The 22,372-nt window shown below is 70.7% G+C and carries 17 protein-coding genes and 3 pseudogenes; 9 read left to right on the forward strand and 11 right to left on the reverse strand.

The features are described from left to right. Nucleotides 1–22: 22 nt before the first annotated feature. From ACFRFC_RS29370 to ACFRFC_RS29390, 5 genes and pseudogenes are all read left to right on the forward strand, one after another. The gene (locus ACFRFC_RS29370) at nucleotides 23–1,483 is read left to right on the forward strand and encodes a hypothetical protein (protein ID WP_382690692.1); all 1,461 of its coding nucleotides are present in this window, start codon (nucleotides 23–25) and stop codon (nucleotides 1,481–1,483) included. A gap of 292 nt (nucleotides 1,484–1,775) precedes the next feature. Then, nucleotides 1,776–3,230 (forward strand): alkaline phosphatase PhoX, encoded by a 1,455-nt coding sequence (locus ACFRFC_RS29375; protein ID WP_382690695.1) that lies wholly within the window; start codon nucleotides 1,776–1,778, stop codon nucleotides 3,228–3,230. Nucleotides 3,231–3,569: 339 nt separating this feature from the next. Continuing rightward, nucleotides 3,570–3,812: a hypothetical protein gene (locus ACFRFC_RS29380; protein ID WP_382690965.1), complete on the forward strand. Its 243-nt coding sequence runs from the start codon at nucleotides 3,570–3,572 to the stop codon at nucleotides 3,810–3,812. Then, a pseudogene (locus ACFRFC_RS29385) lies at nucleotides 3,749–4,251 on the forward strand (pyridoxal-phosphate dependent enzyme); the annotation flags it as partial. The gene ACFRFC_RS29380 and the pseudogene ACFRFC_RS29385, both read left to right, overlap by 64 nt. Nucleotides 4,252–4,361: 110 nt before the next feature. Further along, entirely contained in the window at nucleotides 4,362–4,916 is a 555-nt protein-coding gene (locus tag ACFRFC_RS29390; protein ID WP_382690697.1) for a TetR/AcrR family transcriptional regulator, read from the forward strand. Nucleotides 4,917–5,088: 172 nt separating this feature from the next. Here the strand turns inward: ACFRFC_RS29390 and ACFRFC_RS29395 are convergent, their stop codons facing one another. The 8 genes and pseudogenes from ACFRFC_RS29395 to ACFRFC_RS29430 all read right to left on the reverse strand — a co-directional run bounded on the left by ACFRFC_RS29395 (nucleotide 5,089) and on the right by ACFRFC_RS29430 (nucleotide 14,405). Next, complete coding sequence (locus tag ACFRFC_RS29395; RefSeq protein ID WP_382690955.1) at nucleotides 5,089–6,312, reverse strand: TerD family protein; 1,224 nt, start codon at nucleotides 6,310–6,312, stop codon at nucleotides 5,089–5,091. 291 nt (nucleotides 6,313–6,603) lie between these two features. Continuing rightward, a complete protein-coding gene (locus ACFRFC_RS29400) occupies nucleotides 6,604–7,593 on the reverse strand; it encodes a zinc-dependent alcohol dehydrogenase family protein (RefSeq protein ID WP_382690700.1) in 990 nt (329 codons plus the stop codon). Continuing rightward, the gene (locus ACFRFC_RS29405) at nucleotides 7,590–8,435 is read right to left on the reverse strand and encodes a carbohydrate ABC transporter permease (RefSeq protein WP_382690703.1); all 846 of its coding nucleotides are present in this window, start codon (nucleotides 8,433–8,435) and stop codon (nucleotides 7,590–7,592) included. Before ACFRFC_RS29405 ends, ACFRFC_RS29400 begins: the two co-directional genes overlap by 4 nt. Beyond that, nucleotides 8,432–9,373, reverse strand: coding sequence for a carbohydrate ABC transporter permease (locus ACFRFC_RS29410; protein WP_382690706.1), 942 nt, complete (start codon nucleotides 9,371–9,373; stop codon nucleotides 8,432–8,434). The genes ACFRFC_RS29405 and ACFRFC_RS29410 overlap by 4 nt, the downstream gene beginning before the upstream one ends. Then, on the reverse strand, nucleotides 9,370–10,740 hold the full coding sequence (locus tag ACFRFC_RS29415; protein WP_382690709.1) for an ABC transporter substrate-binding protein: 1,371 nt from the start codon (nucleotides 10,738–10,740) through the stop codon (nucleotides 9,370–9,372). The genes ACFRFC_RS29410 and ACFRFC_RS29415 overlap by 4 nt, the downstream gene beginning before the upstream one ends. A 203-nt stretch (nucleotides 10,741–10,943) precedes the next feature. Beyond that, nucleotides 10,944–11,714, reverse strand: a complete 771-nt coding sequence (locus ACFRFC_RS29420) for a DeoR/GlpR family DNA-binding transcription regulator (protein WP_382690711.1) — start codon at nucleotides 11,712–11,714, stop codon at nucleotides 10,944–10,946. 425 nt (nucleotides 11,715–12,139) lie between these two features. Then, nucleotides 12,140–12,949: an NAD-dependent epimerase/dehydratase family protein gene (locus ACFRFC_RS29425; RefSeq protein WP_382690714.1), complete on the reverse strand. Its 810-nt coding sequence runs from the start codon at nucleotides 12,947–12,949 to the stop codon at nucleotides 12,140–12,142. Nucleotides 12,950–13,180: 231 nt separating this feature from the next. Continuing rightward, a pseudogene (locus ACFRFC_RS29430) lies at nucleotides 13,181–14,405 on the reverse strand (MFS transporter). Between the two features lie 235 nt (nucleotides 14,406–14,640). Here ACFRFC_RS29430 and ACFRFC_RS29435 point away from each other — a divergent pair. Then, nucleotides 14,641–15,228, forward strand: a complete 588-nt coding sequence (locus ACFRFC_RS29435) for a TIGR03086 family metal-binding protein (protein WP_382690716.1) — start codon at nucleotides 14,641–14,643, stop codon at nucleotides 15,226–15,228. Between the two features lie 201 nt (nucleotides 15,229–15,429). After that, entirely contained in the window at nucleotides 15,430–16,881 is a 1,452-nt protein-coding gene (locus tag ACFRFC_RS29440) for an NCS2 family permease (RefSeq protein WP_382690720.1), read from the forward strand. 91 nt (nucleotides 16,882–16,972) lie between these two features. On the opposite strand, the gene ACFRFC_RS29445 is transcribed toward ACFRFC_RS29440, so the two are convergent. The 3 genes and pseudogenes from ACFRFC_RS29445 to ACFRFC_RS29455 all read right to left on the reverse strand — a co-directional run bounded on the left by ACFRFC_RS29445 (nucleotide 16,973) and on the right by ACFRFC_RS29455 (nucleotide 19,902). Next, nucleotides 16,973–18,424: a penicillin-binding transpeptidase domain-containing protein gene (locus ACFRFC_RS29445; RefSeq protein WP_382690723.1), complete on the reverse strand. Its 1,452-nt coding sequence runs from the start codon at nucleotides 18,422–18,424 to the stop codon at nucleotides 16,973–16,975. A gap of 191 nt (nucleotides 18,425–18,615) precedes the next feature. Beyond that, nucleotides 18,616–19,131 (reverse strand): annotated as a pseudogene (locus ACFRFC_RS29450) (GNAT family N-acetyltransferase); the annotation flags it as partial. A 3-nt stretch (nucleotides 19,132–19,134) separates the two neighbouring features. Then, nucleotides 19,135–19,902: an IclR family transcriptional regulator gene (locus ACFRFC_RS29455; RefSeq protein WP_382690726.1), complete on the reverse strand. Its 768-nt coding sequence runs from the start codon at nucleotides 19,900–19,902 to the stop codon at nucleotides 19,135–19,137. A gap of 149 nt (nucleotides 19,903–20,051) precedes the next feature. Between ACFRFC_RS29455 and ACFRFC_RS29460 the strand changes: the two genes are divergently transcribed. Next, on the forward strand, nucleotides 20,052–21,581 hold the full coding sequence (locus ACFRFC_RS29460) for an aldehyde dehydrogenase (NADP(+)) (RefSeq protein ID WP_382690729.1): 1,530 nt from the start codon (nucleotides 20,052–20,054) through the stop codon (nucleotides 21,579–21,581). Between the two features lie 112 nt (nucleotides 21,582–21,693). After that, on the forward strand, nucleotides 21,694–22,302 hold the full coding sequence (locus ACFRFC_RS29465; protein ID WP_382690731.1) for a DUF1349 domain-containing protein: 609 nt from the start codon (nucleotides 21,694–21,696) through the stop codon (nucleotides 22,300–22,302). The last annotated feature ends 70 nt before the right edge of the window (nucleotides 22,303–22,372 follow it).

Below are 22,372 nucleotides of genomic sequence, written 5' to 3' on the forward strand. Positions count from 1 at the left end.
GGCGTCCTAGGAGTATCCGCCGATGTCAGACAGCTCCCCCCTGCCGCCGCTGCGGCCCGCCCCCGAAGCGGAGCTGGCGCGCGACGCGCTGTCCACGCCGTTGCTGGCCCGTGCCGTCCGGCTCGCCCGCTGGGCCGGGCCCGGGACCCGCGTGGACGCCGGGGGCGGGCTGGTGGACGCGCAGTTGCCCGCGGCGGCGGAGGCGCTGGGGCTCACCGGTGACGGCGGCGACGCGGCGGCGCTCGCGAGTGAGGCGTGGCGGGTCGCGGTGGACACCGGGCTGGTCGAGATCGTGGACGAGGACGCCGGGACCGTGACCCCCGGTGCGGAGCTGGCGCTGCTCACCTCCGGGTCGCCCCGGGAGGTGCTCGGGGTGTGGCTGGCCGCGCTGGAGACCGTGCTGGCCGATGCGAGCGTGCCCGACCTCGACGATCTGGTCGGGTCCCTGGACGAGAGCGGCACCCTCGACCTCTCCCGGCTCGACTGGGACCCCGAGGCGGAGGCCGACTTCCTCGACGGCGTCCTCGGCAACCTCTATCTGCTCTCCGTCAGCGAGGACGGCCCCGGTGAGGAACCGATCCCGCTGCCCGCGCTAGCCGCGTCGGTGATCGTCCCCAGTGACATGGGCGAGCCCACGAACGACGTGCTGGAACAGGTGTCCGACGCGATGATGCGGCTGGACGACCAGTTCCGGATGCTGGAGCCGATCGGGCTGGTGGCCTACCGGCCGGTGGACGAGGCGCTCATGGCCGACACGGAGGAGGAGCCGGCGGGGTCCTTCGAGGAGGCGGGCGGGACCGGTGCTGTGGACGAGGCCGATGTCTCGCGTTACGGGCTGGTCCGGCTCACCCCGCTCGGCCGGTACGGACTGCGCGCCCGGCTGCTGGAGAACGGCATCGACGCGCCGGCCGTCGGCGACCTCGCCGACAAGGGTGCGGAGGCGCTGTTCGACGGCACCGCCCGGTACGGGGCGCGGGCCGCCCGTGCCGAGACCGAGCAGTGGCTGCACCGGCGTGAACCGCTCGCCGCCGCACGGGAGTTGCTGGGGGCGGCCCGTGGCGCGGACGCCGGGGGGCCGCTGCGGCGGCTGCGCTGTCAGCAGGCGCTGTCCCTGCTCGGCGGCCAGGCCGAGCCCGCGCTCCGCGAGGTTCTCGGCGATCCCGAGCTGGGCGGCCTCGCCCGGGTCTGGCTGACCGAGCACGGCGCCGGGGACGTACCGCCGCCGTCCGAGTCCATGATCTTCTGGCTGACCGTCGACACGTTCGCCGCGCAGCTCGCCGCCGAGGGCGACTCCGAGGAACTCCACGAACTGGTCGAGGGGCTCGCCGCCCATCACAACGGTTTCTTCGACGCCGCGTGGCGGGTGGACCATCCGGCCACCGCGGACGTCCTGGAGGCGATGGGGCGGCTCCACCCGGACAAGAAGATCGCGAAGGAGGCGAGGAAGGCGGCGTTCAAGGCCCGCTCGCAGAACGGGGGGTGAGGTGGGGTGGTGGCGCGGGCTGGCTGGGGTGTCGTGGGTGCGTGTTTGTGTGCGGGGGTGCGGGTGACCGGCGTGCCGGGGTGGCCGGGCTTGCGAGGGTGACGGGGCTTGCGGGGTGACCGCGTTTGCGGGGGTGTCTCCTGCCCCCCGGACCCCGCCCGGCCGCGATTGCGGGTAGGCATCGCGGCCCCGTCGCCCGGAGTTCAGGCGGTGTTCAGGCTCGGGAGAAACATTGGCGCCGGTTCATACGTCGCCACCCTCCACGGCACGCTCACCGTTCTCAGGAGACAGCATGTCGCTCACCCGCAGGGACTTCGCCAGGAACTCCGCGATCACCGGCGCCGGGGTGGCGCTGGCGGGCAGCGTCGGTGCCCTCGGCACCGCGCCGAACGCGCTCGCCGCCACCGAGACCGCCACCGCGGACGACCAGGACGGGGAGTCCGCGGACCGGCCCGGCGGAGTCGGCTACGGCCCGCTCCTGCCCGACCCGGACGGACTGCTCGCGCTGCCCGCCGGATTCTCGTACGAGGTCATCACCCACAGCGGCCGTACGAAGCTGGAGTCGGGCGAGTTCACCCCCTCCAACCACGACGGCACCGCCGCCTTCGAGGGCCCGCGCGGCGCGACCCTCCTGGTCAACAACCACGAGATAGGCGGCCCCCGCACCCGCGTCCCCTACCCCGTGCCGCTCACCGAGGGCCTGGTCTACGACCCCGCGGCGGGCGGCGGCTGCACGGTCGTGGAGGTGCGCCGCGGCGAGGTCGCCGAGTGGGTCGGCATAGCCGGCACCGCCACCAACTGCGCGGGCGGCTCCACCCCCTGGGGCACCTGGCTGACCTGCGAGGAGACCGAGGACAAGGCCGGCTCCAACGGGATGACCAAGGACCACGGCTATGTCTTCGAGGTCGACCCCGAGGACCACCGCGCCAACCGGGACCCCAAGCCGATAAAGGCGCTCGGCCGCTACGCCCACGAGGCCGTCGTCATCGACCCCAGGAACGGCCACGCCTACCTCACCGAGGACGCCTCCTACCCCAACGGCCTGCTCTTCCGCTGGACCCCGCCCACGGACTTCCGGCACGGCAACGGCAAGCTGCGCACCCTCGCCGCCGACGCCGGACGCCTCCAGGCGTTCAAGTGCTTCGACTCCGGCGGCCAGTACGTGGACGACCTGTCCCGCGCGACGAAGATCGGCACCGTCTACGGGGTCGACTGGATCGACGTACCCGACCGGGACGCGAGGACCGTTTCCGTGCGCAAGCAGTTCACCGCCGGCCAGGTCACCCGCTGCCGCAAGCTGGAGGGCATGTGGTGGGGCGACGGCGGCGCGTACATCGTCTCGTCCTACGCCGGCTCCGAGAGCCCGGGCCAGGCGCATGACGGCCAGGTCTGGTTCTACGACCCCAAGCGCCGCACCCTCACCCTCAAGGTCCTCATCGGCGTCAACCCCGACCCCTCCCAGGACGGTCACTACGACGGCCCCGACAACATCACCGTCTCCCCGTACGGCGGTCTGATCATCGCCGAGGACGGCGACGGCATCCAGCACCTCTTCGGCGCCACCGACCGTGGCCGGACCTACCCCATAGCCCGCAACCAACTGAACCTCGGCTCCGCGGACGACCCCGACTACAGCGAATTCACCGGCGTCACCTTCTCGCCCGACGGCAAGACCCTGTACGCCAACATCCAGACCCCGGGCATCATGCTGGCCATCACCGGGCCCTGGAAGCGGCAGCCCCGATAGGCGCGTCGGCGCCCAGTGGTCGGTTCGGCTCGCTAATTCGTTCGCCCGGCGTTCGGGCACCCCTCTACAGTCGGACCCATCGGCGGGGGCGGGTGCCCGGTGCGAAGGCAGCGGATACTTCGGGACCTGGTGGGAGACCGTGCGGGTTCGAATCCCGTCATCGGCTTCGGGCCGGTGTGGCGGAAAGGGAAGACGCGCCAGGCATGAGCGCCGCGGCCGACCCCTGGCCTCGGGCACCTTGTCCCTGCCGGGCCTTCGCGTGAATCTCTCCCGATCCCGAATCCTTCGTGTTCCGCACCTTTCCGCACCCTTCCGCACTCACTGGTCACCCGGCTCGCCGTGCCCCGGCTGCGCGCCCGGGACCTGGAGCTGCTGCGCGCCGCCAACGACGGCTTCGCCACCGCCGTGACCTGTGGGGACGTGGTCGCCGCCTTGCCTGCCGACGACGATTTGCCCGCCGTACCGGTCCGGGTGAGCGGCAATCGCGCCGCCGCCGCGACCATCGCCCGCTCCACCCCGCGCGATGGGCGTACGAGGTCGAGGCGCAGAAGCGGGAGCCGGGCGTCTTCTTCGACTCGGTGATCGTCTGCTCGGTGACCGGTTCGCCGCGGGCCGGGATGATCGCCGCGTTCCGGGCGCCGGAGGAGGCGGGCGGGCGCCCGCGCCGGGTGATCGGCATCGGCGCCTCCGCCGAACCGGCCCGTACGCGTGCGCAGATCGCCCGGATCGCCGACCGCACCGGGCGCCTCATCGGCGTACGCGAGAAGCTGACCCGGGCGGCTGTCGAACTGGACGAGCGCTTCCACGCGGGCACGTACAACATCCCCGACGAGACCATGCTGGACGCGATGCGGCTCGCCGCGCGCACCGAGGGGATGATCACCGATCCGGTGTACGAGGGGAAAACGGTGGCGGGGATGGCCCTCGATCCGGTCGAGTGCGGGAGATCGGGGCAGAGTCGACGGTGCTGTACGCCCACCTAGGCGGGCAGCCGGCGCTGAACGCGTGCGGCGCGCTGTTCTGGCCGGGGGCGGCGCGGGACTGGGTACAGTCGGAAGGGTTCCCGTTCCCGACGACTACTGGATGGCGATGGCGCAGGTCAGGCCCATGCGGGCGGATCAGATCAGGCCCATGAGGGCGGATGCCCGGCGCAATCACGAGCGGCTGCTGAAGGTGGCCGCCGAGGTCTTCGCCGAGCAGGGCGAACATGCCTCGCTGGATGAGATCGCCAAGCGCGCGGGCGTCGGCTCCGGCACCCTCTACCGCCATTTCCCGACCCGTCAGGCCCTGCTGGAGGCGGCCTATGTCGGCCGTATCGAGGCCCTCGCCGCCCGCGCCGATGTCCACGCCGCCGAACTGCCCCCGGGCGAGGCCCTACTCGCCTGGCTGGGCGAGATCGGCCTCGGGATCATCCAGGTCGGCGGCCTGCGTGCCCTGCTCGGCTCGGCCGTGACGGACGGCGACACCTACGCGGCGACGGTCTGCGGGACCACGCTCAACGGCGCCGCCGAGCGACTGGTACGCGCCGCCCGCGCGGAAGGCGCCCTGCGGCCCGACATCGAGGCCGTCGAGATCCTGCGGCTGGCCCATGGCCTGGCGACGGCGTCGGAGCTGGGGGACGGGGAGGGCAGATTGCTGCGCCGCTATCTGACGTTGCTGATGGAGGGGCTGCGGCCCCAGCGGTGAGGTGGGGGAGGTGGTGGCGGGGGTGGGCGCGCGGCGGTGCGGGCGGGCCGCCGCGTACCGTGCGACGGCGGGCGCCCTGACGGTCAAGGCGCCCGCGCGTGTCGTACGACGGCCGGTGATCGGTGATCGGTGATCGGTGATCGGTGGCCCGTCCTCGGTCCGGAGCCGTCGGCTACAGCGAGGCGCCCGCCGGCTTCACCATCTGGCGGACCGTGCGGCCCTTGACGAAGTCGCCCATCGCGGTCATCTCCCACTCACCGGAGAACTGCCGGATCAGCTTCGCCATCATGACCCCCGTCTGCGGCTCGGCGCTGGTGAGGTCGAAGCGGACCAGTTCCTCGCCGGAGGCCGCGTCGATCAGACGGCAGTACGCCTTCGCGACCTCGGTGAACTTCTGGCCGGAGAACGAGTTGACCGTGAAGACCAGGCCCGAGACCTCCTGCGGGAGCTGGCCGAGGTCGACCGTGATCACCTCGTCGTCCCCGCCGCCCTCGCCCGTGAGGTTGTCACCGGAGTGGCGGATCGAGCCGCCGAGGATCTGGAGCTTGCCGAAGTAGCAGCTGTCGAGGTGGTTGCGCTGCGGGCCGAACGCGATGACCGAGGCGTCGAGGTCGATGTCCTTGCCCCGGTACGCCGGCTCCCAGCCGAGGCCCATCTTGACCTGGGACAGCAGCGGGCGTCCGCCCTTGACCAGGGACACCGTCTGGTTCTTCTGGAGGCTGACCCGGCCCTTGTCCAGGTTGATCTTCCCGGTGCCGGGCGCGGCGGCGGGCGGGGCCGGGGGCGCGGTGGGCGCCGGGGGAGCGGCCAGCCGGGGGTCCACCGCCCGGGCGGGCGGGGTGACCGGGGCCTGGGCGGGCGGCGGCGGGGCCACCTGCTGGGGCGACGCGGCGGGCGCGGCCGGCTCCTCGACCGTGACGCCGAAGTCGGTGGCGATCCCGGCCAGTCCGTTGGCGTACCCCTGGCCGACCGCGCGGGCCTTCCAGGCGCCATTGCGGAGATAGATCTCCACGATCACCAGGGCCGTCTCCGCGCCGAGCTGCGGGGGCGTGAAGGTGGCCAGCACGCTGTTGTCGGCCGCGTTGCGGATCGTGGCCGTGGGTTCGACGCCCTGGAACGATTGCCCTGCCGCGTCCGGGCTGGCGGTGACCACGATCTTCTCGATGCCCGGCGGGACGGCCGAGGTGTCCACCGTGATCGCGTCGGGGGCCGAGCCGCCGCCCGAGCGATAGGTCACACCGGGCCCGCTGGGCTGGTTGTAGAAGATGAAGTCGTTGTCGGAGCGCACCTTGCCGTCGGCGGTGAGCAGCAGGCCCGATACGTCGAGCCGCACCGGGGCGGAGACGTCCACCGTCACGCGCGCGGCGGTCAGAGGGATGTTCGAGCCGGGGGTCATAGCTGTCATGCCGTGTGAACGAGCGAGTGCGTTTTACCGTTCCCTTACCAGGGGGCCGATCGGGTCAGTCGTCTTTGGACGTTCGCTCAGCGGTCCGGGGTGCCCGGTCGGAGTGCCTGTACGGGTGCCTGTACGCGGTGCCTTACGGGGTGCCTGTTCGGAGTCCCGTACGGACCGCCGTGCTCGCTCCCGGGCAGGTGGGAGCGAGCACGGCGGCCCGGCCCTGGGGACGGCGGCCCGGCCCACCGTCGGTCTACGGCGTCACCGTCGGCCTACGGCACCACCGTCGGTCTACGGCACCACCACGATCTTCCGGCCGATCCCGGACGCGAACTGTTCCAGCGCCTGGGGATACCGCTCCAGCGGCAGCCGGTCGCTGATGAACACCTCCGGGTCCAGGACACCGTTCGCGAACAGCTCCGCCGCGCGCTCGAAGCTGTGCAGCACGGCCATCGAGCCGGTGATGGTGATCTCCTGGTTGTAGATCCGGTACGGGTCGATGGTCACCCGGGTCGCGTAGTCGGCGACGCCGAACTGGAGGAACGTACCGGCCTTGGCGACCCGCTCCAGGCCGTCCTGGATGGCCGCAGCGTTGCCGGTGGCGTCCACCACGACGTCCCAGCCCTGCGGCCGGTCCAGCTCGTCCGCGCTCGCTGCCGACTTCGACACGCCGAGCAGGCGGGCCGTCTCCAGCCGCGTGGGGTTGAGGTCCACGACGTCCACGCTCGCCGCGCCTGTTCGTTTGGCCAGCTCCAGCATCATCAGGCCCATCGTTCCCGAGCCGTAGATCAGCACATGGGCGCCGAGGCGGGAGCGCAGGACGTCGTAACCGCGCACCGCGCAGGACAGCGGCTCCACGAGCGCGGCGTCGGCGGTGCGGATGTGCTCGGGCAGCTTCACGCAGTTCGCCACCGGGGCGAGCGCGTACTGGGCGGCGCCGCCGGCCGTCGTCACGCCGATCGCCGCCCAGCGTTCGCACAGGTTGTTGTGGCCGTCGCGGCAGTAGCGGCACTCGTGGCAGTACAGCGATGGATCAACCGCGACCTGATCGCCCGGGGCGACCTCGGTGACCTGGGTGCCGACGGCCACCACCTCGCCCGCGAACTCGTGCCCCGGCACGATCGGCAGCTTCGGCGCGAACTCGCCCTGGAGGATGTGCAGGTCCGTGCCGCACAGGCCGCACGCGGCGACCTCCACGACGACGTCACGCGGTCCCGGCGTCGGGTCGGGGACCTCGGCGACGATGGCCCGGCCCACGGACTCGATGACGGCGGCCTTCATTTCACGGCTCCCAACGACAGGCCCTGAACCAGTTTGTCCTGGGCGGCGAACCCCGCGGCGAGCACCGGCAGGGAGATCACGAGCGACGCGGCGCACACCTTCGCCAGGAACAGGCCCTGGCTGGTGATGAAACTGGTCAGGAACACGGGCGCGGTCTCGGCGACCACCCCGGTGAGCACGCGCGCGAACAACAGCTCGTTCCAGCTGAAGATGAAACAGATCAGGGCCGTCGCGGCGATCCCGGGCAGCGCGATCGGGGCGACCACGCGCGCGAGGATGGTCGGCAGTCTCGCTCCGTCCACCCGCGCGGCCTCGATGATCGCGACCGGGACCTCGGACAGGAAGGACTGCATCATCCACACCGCGATCGGCAGATTCATCGAGGTGTAGAGGATGACCAGCAGCCAGATGTTGTCGAGCAGGCTCAGGTTCTTGGCGAACAGATAGATCGGCAGCAGGCCCGCCACCACCGGCAGCATCTTCGTCGAAAGGAAGAAGAACAGGACGTCCGTCCACTTCTTCACCGGTCGGATCGACAGCGCGTATGCCGCCGGCAGGGCCAGCAGCAGCACGAGCAGCGTCGACACCACCGAGGCCACGGTCGAGTTGATCAGCGACGGCCAGGGGCTCGCCCCGCCGCCCGCGCCGAAGAACTCCCGGTAGCCGTCCAGGGTGAGAGCCGCCAGGAAGGACGGCGGATTGGTCGCCGCGTCCTGCTCGGAGTGGAACGACGTCAGCGCCATCCAGGCGATCGGCAGGAAGAAGACGATCCCGGCCAGCCAGGCCACCAGGCCCAGACCGGCACCCTTGCGCTTACGGGCACGTACGGCGATGGTGCTCATGAACGGCCCACCTCCTCGCGGAACAGGGACGACACCACGCGCAGGGCGAAGGTCGCGATGATGATCGAACCGATGACCACCAGAACACCGGCGGCCGAGGCGAGCCCGTTCTCATGGGCCTGGTAGAAGCTCTGGTAGACGGTGTACGGCAGGTTCGCCGTGCCGAGGCCGCCCGAGGTGATGGTGAACACCGCGTCGAAGTTCTGCACGATGTAGATCGATCCGAGCAGCGCGCCCAGTTCGAGATAGCGGCGCAGATGAGGAAGCGTCAGATAGCGGAAGATCTGCCAGTTACTGGCGCCGTCCACCCGCGCGGCCTCCAGCTGCTGCTGATCGCGGCTCTGGAGACCGGCCAGCAGGATCAGCATCATGAACGGCGTCCACTGCCACACCAGCGCCGCCTCCACCGCCAGCAGCGGGGTGTTGGAGATCCAGTCCGGCTGCGGCCCGCCGACATAGCTGAGCAGACCGTTGAGCAGGCCGTACTCGGGGTTGTAGAGCACGTGCTTCCACAGCAGCGCCGCCGCCACCGGCACCACCAGGAACGGGGCGATCAGCAGGGTGCGGACCACCCCCCGGCCCTTGAACTTGCGGTCCAGCAGCAGCGCCAGGAGCAGCCCCAGGACCAGGCTGGCCAGCACCACCGAAACGGTCAGCAGGATCGTCGTCCACACAGAGGCGCGCAGATCCGCGTCGGAGAGCACCTCGGAGTAGTTGGCGAACCGGGTGAAACTGCGCGCGTCCGGGTAGAGCGAGTTCCAGTCGAAGAAGGAGATCACCAGTGTGGCCACGAACGGCAGCTGGGTGACCACGATCATGAAGACCAGGGCCGGCATCAGCGGGGCGCGGGTCGCCCATGCCTTCAGGCGGGCCGACGGCTGCGGATTGTTCGTACGAACAGATCGAGTGGCCACGGGGGCCGTGGTGGTGGCGCTCATCGTCCCTCGTACTCCTCTGCGATCTCTTCGGCGAGCTGCTGGGACCGGTCGAGGGCGTCCTCGACGGACTGGCGTCCGGCGATGGCCGCGCTGATCTCCTGGGAGACCTTGGTGCCGAGATCGGTGAACTCGGGGATGCCGACGAACTGGATGCCGGGCGCCGGGCGCGGCTGCACCCCGGGATCGTCCGGTCGTGCTCCTTCGATCGCTTCCCTGGTCATCTCCTGGAAGGCGGCGGCCTCCGCGCGGTAGTCGGGGTTCTCGTACGTCGACGCGCGCTTGCCGGCGGGTACGTTCGACCAGCCGACCTGATCACCGACGAGCTGTTCGTACTCCTTGCTGGACGCCCAGGACACGAACTGCCATGCCTTGTCGGGGTTGCGGGAGGTGTTCTGGATGCCCCAGGCCCAGGTGTAGAGCCAGCCGGAGGACTCGGTCTCCTCGACCGGCGCGGGGGCGTAGCCCACATTGCCCTTGACCGGGGAGTCCGCGGACTCCAGGGAACCGGCCGCGGAGGTGGCGTCGTACCACATGGCGACCTTGCCCTGGGTCATGTTGTTCAGACACTCGGCGAAGCCGGACTGGGCGGCGCCGGACTGGCCGTGCTCGCGCACCAGGTCGACATAGAACTTCGTCGCCCGCTCCCACTCCGGGGAGTCCAGCTGCGCGTTCCAGTTCTCGTCGAACCAGGTGCCGCCGAAAGTGTTCACGACCGTGGTGAGCGGGGCCATCACCTCGCCCCAGCCCGGGAGTCCGCGCAGGCAGATGCCCTTCATGCCCTCCTCGGCGCCGTCGAGCTGTGCGGCGAGGTCGGCGATCTGCGTCCACGTGGGGTTCGCGGGCATGGTCAGGCCCTCCTGTGCGAACACGTCCTTGCGGTACATCAGGAAGGACGACTCGCCGTAGAAGGGCTGGCCGTAGAGCTTGCCGTCGTCGCCGGTCAGTGACTGGCGCATGGGGGCCAGGACGTCCTGTTCGTCGTAGCCCGGGTCGTCGGCGACATAGGAGTCCATTTCCTGGAGCCAGCCGTTGCGGGCGTAGATCGGTATCTCGTAGTTGGACAGCGTGGCCACGTCGTACTGGCCGGCCTGGTTGGCGAAGTCCTGGCTGATCTTGTCGCGGACGTCGTTCTCCGGCAGCACGGTGAAGTTCACCTGGATGCCGGTCTCCTCGGTGAAGTGCTCGGCCGTGAGCTTCTGCAACTCCATCATCTGCGGGTTGTTGACCATCAGCACATTGATGGCGTCTCCGCCCGATCCGGACCCGCCTGCCCCGACCCAGCAGCCGGAGAGCAGCGGGGCGAGCAGCGTCCCTGCGGCGACCGTGGCGAGCGTGACTCGCGGCCTCCGTCGGCTCTGGGTTCGCATGGTTCGCTCCTGTAGATATGGGGACATAAGGGGCGCTTTGGGGGGTGGGGGCGACCCTTGGGGAGGTGGGTGGGGAGGTGGTGGAGAGGTGGTGGGGAGGTGAGTTGGGATGTTGGATGTGCGTGTTCGTTTGTGCTCGTTGTGCTCGTTGTGCTCGTTGTGCTGGTCGTGCCGGTTGTGCTGGTTGTGGGCGGTGCGGCTGGTCAGGCCCGGATGACCTGTGGGCCGAGCAGTGAGTAGCGGTGCGCCTCCGTCGTCGGCAGCAGGGCGCTGGTCACGATCGCCTCCAGCGCGCCTATCTCCGCGAACCGGCAGAAGCTGACCGCGCCGAATTTCGTGTGCACGCCCGCGAAGACCGTGCGCCGCGCGGCCCGCACCGCCTGCGCCTTGACCTCGCTGACGGCCGGGTCGGGGGTGGTCAGACCGTGCTCGCGGGAGATGCCGTTGGCGCCGATGAAGGCCAGGTCGATGACGAAACCGGCCAGCATCTTCGTCGTCCAGTGATCGACCGTCGCCAGCGTGCCGGAGCGCACCCGGCCGCCGAGCAGCAGCACGGAGAAGCCCTCGGCCCCGGCGAGCGCGCCCGCGACCGGCAGCGAGGCGGTGACCACGGTCAGCGGCCGGTCCCGGGGCAGCGCCTCCGCGATGAGCTGGGGAGTGAAGCCCTCGTCGACGAAAACGGTCTCGGCGTCCCCGAGCAGTTCGGCCGCGGCGGCGGCGACCCGGCGTTTCTCGGGCACATGGCTGGTGGCCCGGAAAGCGAGGGTGGTCTCGAAGCCGGCGCTCTCCACGGGGTAGGCGCCGCCATGGGTACGGCGGACCAGACCGTGGTCCTCCAGGGCGCGCAGATCCCGTCGCACGGTCTCCTTCGCCACGCCCAGTTCCTCGGCCAGCGCGTTGACGTCGACCGAGCCCGCGCGCCGGGCCGCCAGGACGATCTCGCGCTGGCGCTCCTCCGCGGTCTTCGCCGTCATGGCCGACACCTGCCTCTGATCGAACCGTCTGATCGAACGCTCTGCCCGTTCGGGCCGGGTGGAACCCTTGGAGGATGTTCTACAGCGGCCGCGCGGCACCCACCAGGTCTGTTGCGGGCCCGATGTTGCCCGTATCCGCCCGATCGCGACCGCACGTGCCCGTCACGGACCTGCGCGGTTGGCCTCCGGTGTGTGAGATCGGGCGGGGTGTGCGCCCGAACACGCCGCCACGCGGGCCCGTTCGCTGCCCGTACGGTGCGGGCTTCGGCCAGGGGTGGGGTGCGGGGGTGGCGGTGCGGTGGTGTGGGGGCGCTTCGCCGGTGGGGTTCCGGCCGTCTCTTGGTAGGTCCCTTCGGCCGTCCCCTGTTCTCCGGCAGCCGTTCCGGCAGCCCTTCTGCCGTTCTCCTGCCGGCCTTCTGCCGTGCTCAGTGCGGCCAGATCGGTGGGTCCGTCACGAAGTGGCCGCCCAGGTAGGCGTGGGCCTCGTCGGCCGGGTCCAGTTCGCCCTGTTCGGCGATCAGCTTCTGGGCGAACGGTTCGGAGTCGTCACGGGGCTCGTAGCCGAGCGCCCGCGCGGAGGCGAGGTCCCACCACAGCCGGGTGTTCGCGGACGAGCCGTAGACGACCGTGTGACCGACGTTCTCGGCGGTCAGGGCCGCGTGGAAGAGCCGGGCGCCGTCGGCCGGGCTCAGCCACACCGAGAGGCCCCGCACGGTGGCCGGCTCGGCGAAACAGGAACCGATCCGCACCGAGACCGTCTCCACGCCGTACTTGTCCCAGTAGAACTGCGCGAGATCCTCGCCGAACGCCTTGGACAGGCCGTAGAGGGTGTCCGGGCGGCGCGGCGTGTCGACCGGGATCGGCGGGGCGTCGCCGACCGGGCGCGGGGTGTAGCCCACCGCGTGGTTGGACGAGGCGAACACGATCCGCCCGACACCCGCCTCATGGGCCGCCTCGTAGAGGTCGTACGTGCCCGCGATGTTCGACTTCAGGATCTTCGCGAACGGTGCCTCCAGGGAGATCCCGGCGAGATGGAGGATCGCGTCGACACCGTCCACGGCCTCTCGCAGGGCCGCCGTGTCGCTCAGATCCGCGGTGATCGCTTCCGGCACGCCCTCGACCGGCCGCACGTCGAACAGGCGCAGGGCGTAGCCGTACGCGGGGAGCAGGTCCCGCATGAGCGTGCCGAGGCCGCCGGCTGCGCCGGTGAGCAGAACGGTGCGGGGGGTGGGCATCCTCGGTCTCCTCGGGTGGCCGACGGCGGCTCGCCGCCAGGTGAGCCGCATGTGTGGACGGTATTCATATGTGTGGACACGCTAGGGATGGTCGTCGGCGCTCGTCAAGTACCGGGTGGGACGGGCCGCCGTACCTCGTCGTCGCCGGCCAACAAGGGCTGCCGCGGTGCTACCAGGAGATCGCCGCCGCGACCGACCTGCCCTTGATCGTCTGCCTGGAACTGCGTTCCATCACGCCGGGTTGGCGTCGGACGGCGACCTCGCGGCCGTACGTGAAGCGCTCCGCTCCAGCTGAACCGCCGTCAGCAGCAGGCCCGGACCGACGAGCAGCAGCAGCGGCGCGTACGGCATCGAGTCGGCCAGCGCGGCACCGACGGCCAGACCGATCACGTTCGGTGTGAACATCACGGTGCTCGCCGTGGCGGCCGTACGGCCCAGCACCGCGTCCGGGACCCCGCGCTGCACGGCCGTCAGCGCGGCGATCAGCACACAGGGCAGCCCCGCCCCGATCGCCAGGCCCGACACCAGCACCGCCGCGTCCTGCGGCACCGCCCGCAGCATCACCGCCGCCCCGGTCAGCGCGATGCCCGCCACCGCGAACCGCCGCTCGCCCAGCCGCCGCAGCGCGGGCCCCGCGGCCACTCCGACCACCACCGACCCGACGCCCTGCACGGCCGCCAGCACTCCCGCGTAGGCGGGGGAGCGGCCCAGGCCCTCGACGACGGCGTACACCAGGGCGCCGTTCAGCCCCGCGCCCAGCATGGCCGCGCCCCCCGGCCAGCACCAGCGGGCGCAGCGCCGGATGCCCCCACAAGTGCCGCGCGCCCTCCTCGGTCTGCCCCCACCAGCGCGCCGAGGGCCGCTCAGGGGCCCGCTCGCGCACCCGTACGCCGGCGATCAGGGCCGCCGCGAGGACACAGGTCACCGCGTCCAGCACGGCCACGCTCGCGCCGCCGTACGCCGCGTACAGGCCCGCGCCCGCGAGTGGCGCCGTCAGCTTCATGCCCTCGGTGGCGGTCATCCGCAGCCCGTTGAAGTCGCCGAGCAGCTCCCGGGGGACCACGGAGGGCATCAGCGCCGCCTCGGCCGCGTCGCTCAGCACGGCCGTGGTGCCGTACGCGAGCAGGACCGCGAGCACCAGCCACACCTGCGCCGCGGAGTCGACCAGGACCAGGACCGGCAGCAGGACCGCCATGGCCAGATTCAGCCCCACCAGCAGGGGTCTGCGGCGCATCCGGTCGGCGAGTGTGCCCAGCAGCGGACCGGCGACCGTCGGCGCCCACATCGCCAGGACGCACAGCGCCGCCAGACCGTCCGAACCGGTCAGCTCCTTCACCCACACCCCGGCCGCCAGCCACAGCGCGTTGGTGCCGAAACCGTTCACCAGCACCGCGCCCAGATACCGGCGCGCGTTGCGGTCCTTCAGCACGCGCGCACCCGTCCATGTCGTCGTCATGCCTGGTCATCGTGGTGCTAAGGCGGGGGCACGGGGATCGGGCAGATGCCCTATGCGGGCGGTGGCCGGTACGTGGGCGGTGGCCGGTACGTGGGCGGTGGCCGGTACGTGGGCGGTGGGCGGTGGCCGATGAGTTTCGCCGTCCATGGCGGTCCACACCCTGAGCGAGGTTCGAAGCTTGTCTTGCGCCTCGCCCGGGACCAGCGCAGGAGCCGTCAGCCCCAGGAGGCACACCATGCCCGAGACCACTTTCGACTTCGGCCCGCAGACCAGGATCGTGGCGCGGCTGGCGGCCGGTGTGCGCGACGAACAGCTCGCCGACGTCACACCCTGCCCCGGCCTCGCCGTACGCCATCTCCTCGGGCATCTCACCGGGCTGTCCGTCGCCTTCCGGGACGCCGGGCACAAGCGATTCGGCGCCACCACCGACACCAACCCCGGCGACAGCACGCCCGACGTCGGCCCTGGCTGGCGCGAGGAACTGCCCACGGCCCTCGACGGACTCGCCGACGCCTGGCGCCATCCCGACGCCTGGACCGGCATGACGCGCGCGGGCGGCGTCGACCTGCCGGGCGAGATCGCCGGAGCCGTAGCGGCCGACGAACTCGTGATCCACGCCTGGGACCTGGCCCGCGCCACCGGCCAGCCCTATGAGCCCGACCCGGCCGCGCTCCAGGCCGCGTACACCTTCCTGCTCGCCGCCGCCGATGAGCCCGAGCGCGACAACGGCCTCTTCGGCCCGGTCGTGCCGGTGCCCGACGACGCCCCGCTCCTCGACCGCGCGGTGGGCCTCAGCGGACGGGACCCGCACTGGAAGCCGTAGCGGGCGGACCGGGAGCCGTTGCGGGCGCACCGGGAGCCGTGACGGACGGCGAGGGAACCGGGCGGCCCTGCGATCCCGCGGGACGGTGCCGGCGGATGAGGGCGATTCCGTAACACAGGGAAAACCTGAACTGGGCACATCAAGGGGAACAATCCAGCGAGCATCCGCGCACCGATCCGCAGGCATCGAGGAGTTCGCGCCATGTCCGGTTCCCAGAAGGTGGCCGACCCGCCACGCCCCGTCCCCCCGCCCGTGAACGGCGTCGACCGGTTCTTCCTGATATCCGCGCGGGGCTCCACCTTCGGGCGGGAGATACGCGGCGGCTTCGCCACGTTCTTCACCATGGCCTACATCCTGGTGCTGAACCCGATCATCCTGGGCAGCGCCGAGGACGCGTACGGCGACCGGCTCGACCCCGTGCAGCTCACCACCGCCACCGCACTGGTCGCCGCCGTCATGACGATCGTCATGGGCGTCGGCGGCAATCTGCCGCTCGCGCTCGCCGCCGGGCTCGGCCTCAACGCGGTCGTCGCCTTCCAGATCGCCCCGCTGATGAGCTGGGACGACGCCATGGGCCTGATCGTCCTCGAAGGACTGCTCATCTGCGTCCTGGTCGTCACCGGGCTGCGCGAGGCCGTGATGCACGCGATCCCGCAACCGCTCAAGCAGGCGATCAGCGTCGGCATCGGACTGTTCATCGCGTTCATCGGCTTTGTCGACGCCGGATTCGTCACCCGGATCCCGGACGCCGCGAACACCACCGTGCCGGTGCAACTGGGCGGCACCGGCACGCTCTCCGGGTGGCCGATCCTCGTCTTCTGCGCCGGTGTGCTGCTCACCGTCGCCCTGATCGCCCGGAAGATCAAAGGCGCGATCCTGATCAGCATCGTCGCCATGACGATCGTCGCTCTCGTGATCAACTCGATCGCGAACGTCGGGAACTGGGGCCTGACCACGCCCGAATGGCCCGACCGAATCGTCGACACGCCCGATTTCGGGCTGATCGGCGACTTCAGTCTGTTCGGCGCGTTCAGTGCGCCGGACGTTGGAGTGATCACGGTCGTTCTGCTCGTTTTCACCCTGGTGCTCTCCGACTTCTTCGACACCATGGGCACGGTCGTCGGCATCAGCGCGGAAGCGGGCCTCCTCGACAAGGACGGCAAGGTCCCGCACCTCGGCCGGGTCCTGCTCATCGACGGCGCCGCCGCGGTCGCGGGCGGCGCGTCCTCGGCATCGTCCGCCACCTCCTACATCGAGTCGGCGGCCGGCGTCGGCGAGGGCTCCCGCACCGGCTTCTCCAATCTGATCACCGGCGGTCTGTTCGCTCTCGCGCTCTTCCTCACCCCGCTGCTCACCATCGTCCCGCTCCAGGCCGCCGCACCCGCCCTGGTCGCCGTCGGCTTCCTGATGATGACCCAGGTCAAGCACATCGACTGGGACAAGTACGAGGTGGCGATCCCGGCGTTCCTGACCATCGCGGTCATGCCGTTCACGTACTCCATCACCAACGGCATCGGCGCCGGCTTCCTCGCCTACGTGACCATCAAGACGGTCCTGGGCAGGGCGAGGGACATCCACTGGCTGCTGTGGGGCGCGTCGCTGCTGTTCCTGGTGTACTTCGCGATCGATCCCCTGAAGCAGCTGCTGGCGTGACGTGACCGAACGATCGACTGATCGTCGAAAGGGACATCGGGGCTGCGCGACCGGTCACGGATCATCCCGGGACGCGGTCGCGCGGCGACCCTCAGTCCTGCAAAGCCGCTTCCATCGTCGCCTTGGCGACCGGCGCGGCCAGCCCGTTCCCGCTCACCTCGGAGCGTGCCGCGTCCGACTGCTCGACCACGACGGCCACGGCCACTTCCTTGCCGTTGGTGTCCGACTTGGCGTACGACGTGAACCAGGCGTACGGCGTCTGGCTGTTGTTCTCACCGTGCTGCGCCGTACCGGTCTTGCCACCGACGGTCGCCCCGTCGATCTGCGCGTTCGTGCCCGTACCGTCCTCGACCACCGTCTGCATGGCCGACTCCAGCTGCTCGGCGGTGGAGGAACTGACGATCCGCTCCGTGGTGGTGCTGTCGTCGTAGTTCTCCAGCGTGTCGCCATTGCTGTCGGTGATCTGGGACACCATGTGCGGCGAGACCAATTCACCGCCGTTGGCGATGGCAGCCGACACCATGGCCATCTGGAGCGGCGTGGCGGTCACATCGAACTGACCGATCCCGCTCAGCGCGGTCTGCGGCTCGTCCATGTCCTGCGGGTACACGCTCTCGTACGCCCGCACCGGCACATCCTGCTCCGCGTCGTTGAAGCCGAACTTCTCCGCTGTCTCCCGCACCTTGTCCTGGCCCAGGTCGACGGCCATCTTGCCGAAGACGTTGTTGCAGGAGTACTGGAGCGCCACCCGGATCGAGGCGTCCTCGCAGGGCGCCGACGGGTTCTCGTTGGTGAGCTGATCAGTGGAGAGCGGCAGGTCGTACGGGTCGGGGCTGTCGGTGGCCTCGTCGACCGACGAGTACAGCCCGTCCTCCAGCGCCGCCGCCGCGACGACCAGTTTGAATGTCGAACCGGGCGGCAGCGGCTGGCGCAGCGCGCGGTTGGTCATCGGCTTGTCCTCGGCCTGGGTGAGCTGCTGCCAGACGTCGGGGTTGTCGGTGGTGATCTGATCGGGGTCGTACGACGGGGTGGAGACCACCGCGAGGATCCTGCCGCTGACCGGATCGATCGCGACGGCGGCGCCCTTCTTGTCGCCGAGCGCGTCGTAGGCGGCCTTCTGCACGTCCGGGTCGATGGTCGTGACCACGTCACCGGGGTCGGCGCGTTTGTTCGTGACCGTGTCCATCATGGTCTTCAGGCGCGTGTCGGTGCCGTCCAGGACGTCCTGGTAGATGCCCTCCAGCTGGGTGGCGCCGTAGACCTGTGAGCTGTAGCCGGTGACCGCGGCGTACAGCGCGCCGTCCTCGTACGTCCGTTTGTACGCGAGGTCGCCGCCGGTCGTCGGGGCGGAGCCGGTGACCGCCTCCCCGGCCACGATGATGTTGCCGAGCGGCGCGCTGTACAGCTCGATCGCGTTCCGCCGGTTGTCCTTGTCGTCCGCGAGGGCCTGTCCGTCGTAGAACTGCACCCATGTCGCCCTGATCAGCAGGGCGAGCACGAGCAGCAGCGAGAACACGGAGGCTCGCCTGATCGTTTTGTTCATCCCGCTCAAGAAGACGAACGGATCGGATCGGAACGTTCCCCGGCGTCCGTCATTCTCATGGAACGCTCATGACCGATCTGGTCGATCTGGTCGATCTGGTCGATCTGGTCGATCTGGTCGGTCCGGTCGATCTGGTCGGTCCGGTCGATCTGGTCGGTCCGGGAGGTCCGGGCGAACGAACCGGCTCGGACCGCGTCCAGTACCAGCAGGATCTCGTCGATCTCCTCGTCCCGCGCCCGCGCGAACCCGCGCCCCTGCCCGGTGACCCGGAAACCGCACTTCCGCAGCACGCGCAGCGACCCCGCGTTGTCCGCCGCTGCACGGGCGTGCAGCGGGCGCTCGGGCACCTCGGCCAGCAGCAGCCGCAGCGCGGCCGTCGCGATGCCCTGGCCCCAGTACGCGCGATCGATCCAGTACGTCACCTCGCGCTCGCCCGGATCCCCGTACACCGTGGCGCTGCCCACCACGTCGCCGTCCGCCAGGACCGCGCGGGTCAGCACGCCGTCCGCCGCGCGGATCCGGCGCCAATGGGCGTCGAAGGCGTCCCGGTCGGCCGGGTCCTTCGCCGTGAAGGCGGCCATGCGCAGCGACTCGGGATCGTTCATCTGCCGGAAGAACACCGGCAGATCGCTGTCGTGCACGGGACGCAGTGCCACGTCCGCCGTGGGCGCCGGGCGCAGCCGGTCCCTCGGGTCCGTCCGGTCCATCGGTCAGAGCCTCCGGGTCGCGAGGGTGAGCCGGTCGCGCGCGTCGAACAGCGCGTCCTTGACCATCTGCTCATGGGCCGGGGTGAGTCGCGCCACCGGGATGGAGCAGCTGATCGCGTCCCGCGCGGGCGTGCGGTACGGGATCGCCACGCCGAAACAGCGCAGCCCCAGCGTGTTCTCCTCGCGGTCGACCGCGTAGCCCTGCTCGCGCACCTGGTGCAGTTCCTCGATGAGCTTCTCGCGGTCCGTGATCGTGTTCTCGGTCAGCGCGGGCAGCGTGTCGGGCAGCATCTTGCGCACCTGTTCATCCGTGCAGGTGCTCAGCAGGGCCTTGCCCAGCGATGTGGAGTGCGCGGGCAGCCGGCGGCCGACCCGGGTGAAGGGGCGCAGATAGTGCTGTGACTGGCGGGTGGCCAGATAGACCACGTTCGTGCCGTCCAGGCGGGCCAGGTGAATGGTCTCGGTCGTGTCGTCGGAGAGCCGGTCGAGCGTCGGGCGGGCGACCGCGACCACCTCGTCGCCGTCGATGTACGACGTGCCCACCAGCAGCGCGCGCACCCCGATGCCGTACCGCGTGCCGGTGGCGTCCGTCTCCACCCAGCCCAGCTCCACGAGCGTGCGCAGCAGCATGTACAGGCTGGACTTGGGGTAGCCGACGGCCTCCTGGACCGCCGCGAGGGAGTGCATGCCGGGGCGTCCGGCGAAGTACTCCAGCAGTTCCACCGTCCGCACCGCGGACTTGACCTGTGCGCCGGTATCGCCTGCCGACATCGCTCTTGACCCCTTCGTTCGACGGGAAATAGTCTCCGAGCGGAAGTTCATCACCAGAGACAGCGTTCAGTATATCGAACGAACTCACAGAGATGCCGTACATAGTGCGGCATTTTTGCAATGCGGCAACACATCTGGAGGAATCCGCGGTGGCAGCAGCACCAGTCTGGAGTGTCGACCCCCGTAACGGGAAGCGCCGGGAACAGGTCGCTGTCGAGGCGACGGCGACGGAGGTGGACACCGCCGTCCGGGCCGCGCTCGGGGCACGCGGCGCGCTCGCCGACCGGAGCGTCCGCGCCGCCTTCCTGCGCACCGCCGCCGACCGCCTGGAGGCCGCCCGGGAGGCGCTGGTCGAGGCCGCCGACGCCGAGACCGCGCTCGGCCCGGTCCGGCTGACCGGTGAACTCGCCCGTACCTGCTACCAGTTGCGCGCCTTCGCCGGCATCGTCGACGAGGGTGCCTTCCTGGACGTCGTGATCAACCACCCCGACGCCACCGCCGTCCCGCCGATCCCCGATCTGCGCCGCCACAAGGTCCCCCTCGGCGTGGTCGCCGTGTACTCCGCCTCCAACTTCCCCTTCGCCTTCTCCGTCCCCGGCGGCGACACCGCGAGCGCCCTCGCGGCCGGCTGCCCGGTCGTCGTCAAGGCCCACCCCGATCATCCGGCCCTGTCCGAACTGATCGCCAAGGTGCTGCGCACGGCCGCCGCCGAGCACGGCATCGAACAGGGCGTGATCGGTCTCGTGCACGGTTTCGCCGCCGGTGTCGAACTGATCAGGCATCCGCTGATCGCCGCGGCCGGTTTCACCGGTTCCGTACGGGGCGGGCGGGCTCTTTTCGACGCCGCTGCCGCGCGTCCGGTGCCGATCCCGTTCCACGGGGAGCTGGGATCGCTCAACCCGGTCGTGATCACCGAGGCCGCCGCGGCCGAGCGGGCCGAGGAGATCGGGGCAGGGCTCGCCGGGTCGATGACGCTGGGCGTCGGGCAGTTCTGTGTGAAACCGGGGCTGGTGCTCGCACCCGAGGGCGCGGCCGGTGATCGTTTGATCAAGTCGCTCACGGACGCGGTGAGCGATGTGGAGGCCGGGGTGCTCCTGGACCACCGGATGCGCGACAACTTCGTCACCGGGGTCGCCGAGCGGGCTCAGCTGCCCGACGTCGAGTCGCCGGTGACCCCGGGCGCGGGCGGCGAGCACACCGTCGGGGCGGGATTCCTCACGGTCCCGGCGGCCCGGCTGGCCGTGGCCGGGGAGCACGATCTCCTCCTGGAGGAGTGCTTCGGACCGGTCACCGTCGTGGCGCGCTACACGGACGACACCGAGGTGCGGGCCGTGCTGTCACGGCTGCCGGGGAATCTGAGCGCGACCGTGCAGCTCTCCGAGCGGGAGGCCGCCGGGGAAGGTGTCGGCGCGTCGATCCTCGCCGAGCTGACCCCGCTCGCCGGCCGGGTGCTCGTGAACGGCTGGCCGACGGGGGTCGCGGTGGCGCCCGCGCAGCACCACGGAGGGCCGTACCCGGCGACCACCTCCACGTCGACGTCCGTCGGCGGCACCGCGATCGAACGGTGGCTGCGGCCGGTGACCTACCAGAACGCACCCGAGGCGCTGCTCCCGTCCGAGCTGCGGGACGATAATCCGCTCGGCCTGCCGAGGCGGTTCAACGGCGTGCTGGAACGCTGAGCCCCGGGCCGGCCGACCGAAGGAAGAAGACCGGCGGACGGCCACCGGAGACCGAGGAGACGAGGAGCGGAAGCGGCCCGCCCGGCCCGGACCTGCCTGGAACAATCCCGCCATGGAACTGGAACTCCCCGAGCTGCCCTTCGCCCTGCGCAACTACGGCCCCGACGGCAACTGGTCGTACGAGGACGGGGTCCTCACCGGATGGGCGGGAGCCCGGCAGGACCGGTTCGTGCCGCCGGCCGGCGAGTCCCTGGACCCGGCCGCCGACGCGCCACGGCTGCTCGGAGCGCCGACCGGCGACTTTCAGCTGATCGCTCGGATCACGGTCGGTTTCGCCGCCACCTTCGACGCCGGCGTGCTCTATGTGCACGTCGGTGAACGATCCTGGGCGAAGCTGTGCCTGGAGTACTCCCCGGACGTGCCCACCGTCTGCACGGTCGTCACGCGCGGTCACTCCGACGACGCGAACTCCTTCACCGTGGAGGGCAGCTCCGTCTGGCTCAGGGTCAGCCGGACCGGCCGTTCCTTCGCGTTCCACGCCTCCCGGGACGGCGGGCGCTGGACGTTCGTCCGGCTGTTCACGCTGGGTGACACCGAGCGGACCGGGGCCGCGCTGGTCGGCTTCATGACCCAGTCGCCGCTGGGGGAGGGGTGTGTCGTGACCTACGACCACCTGGAGTTCCGTCCCAGCTGGCCGAGCGATCTGCGCGACGGGAGCTGATCGAAACGCCCGGGACAGCCGGCCGGATCGTGAGCGATCGATCGGAATAGGACTGTTCGTTTGAACGTTC

The organism is Streptomyces sp. NPDC056734 (genome assembly GCF_042790455.1).
Classification (GTDB): Bacteria; Actinomycetota; Actinomycetes; order Streptomycetales; family Streptomycetaceae; genus Streptomyces.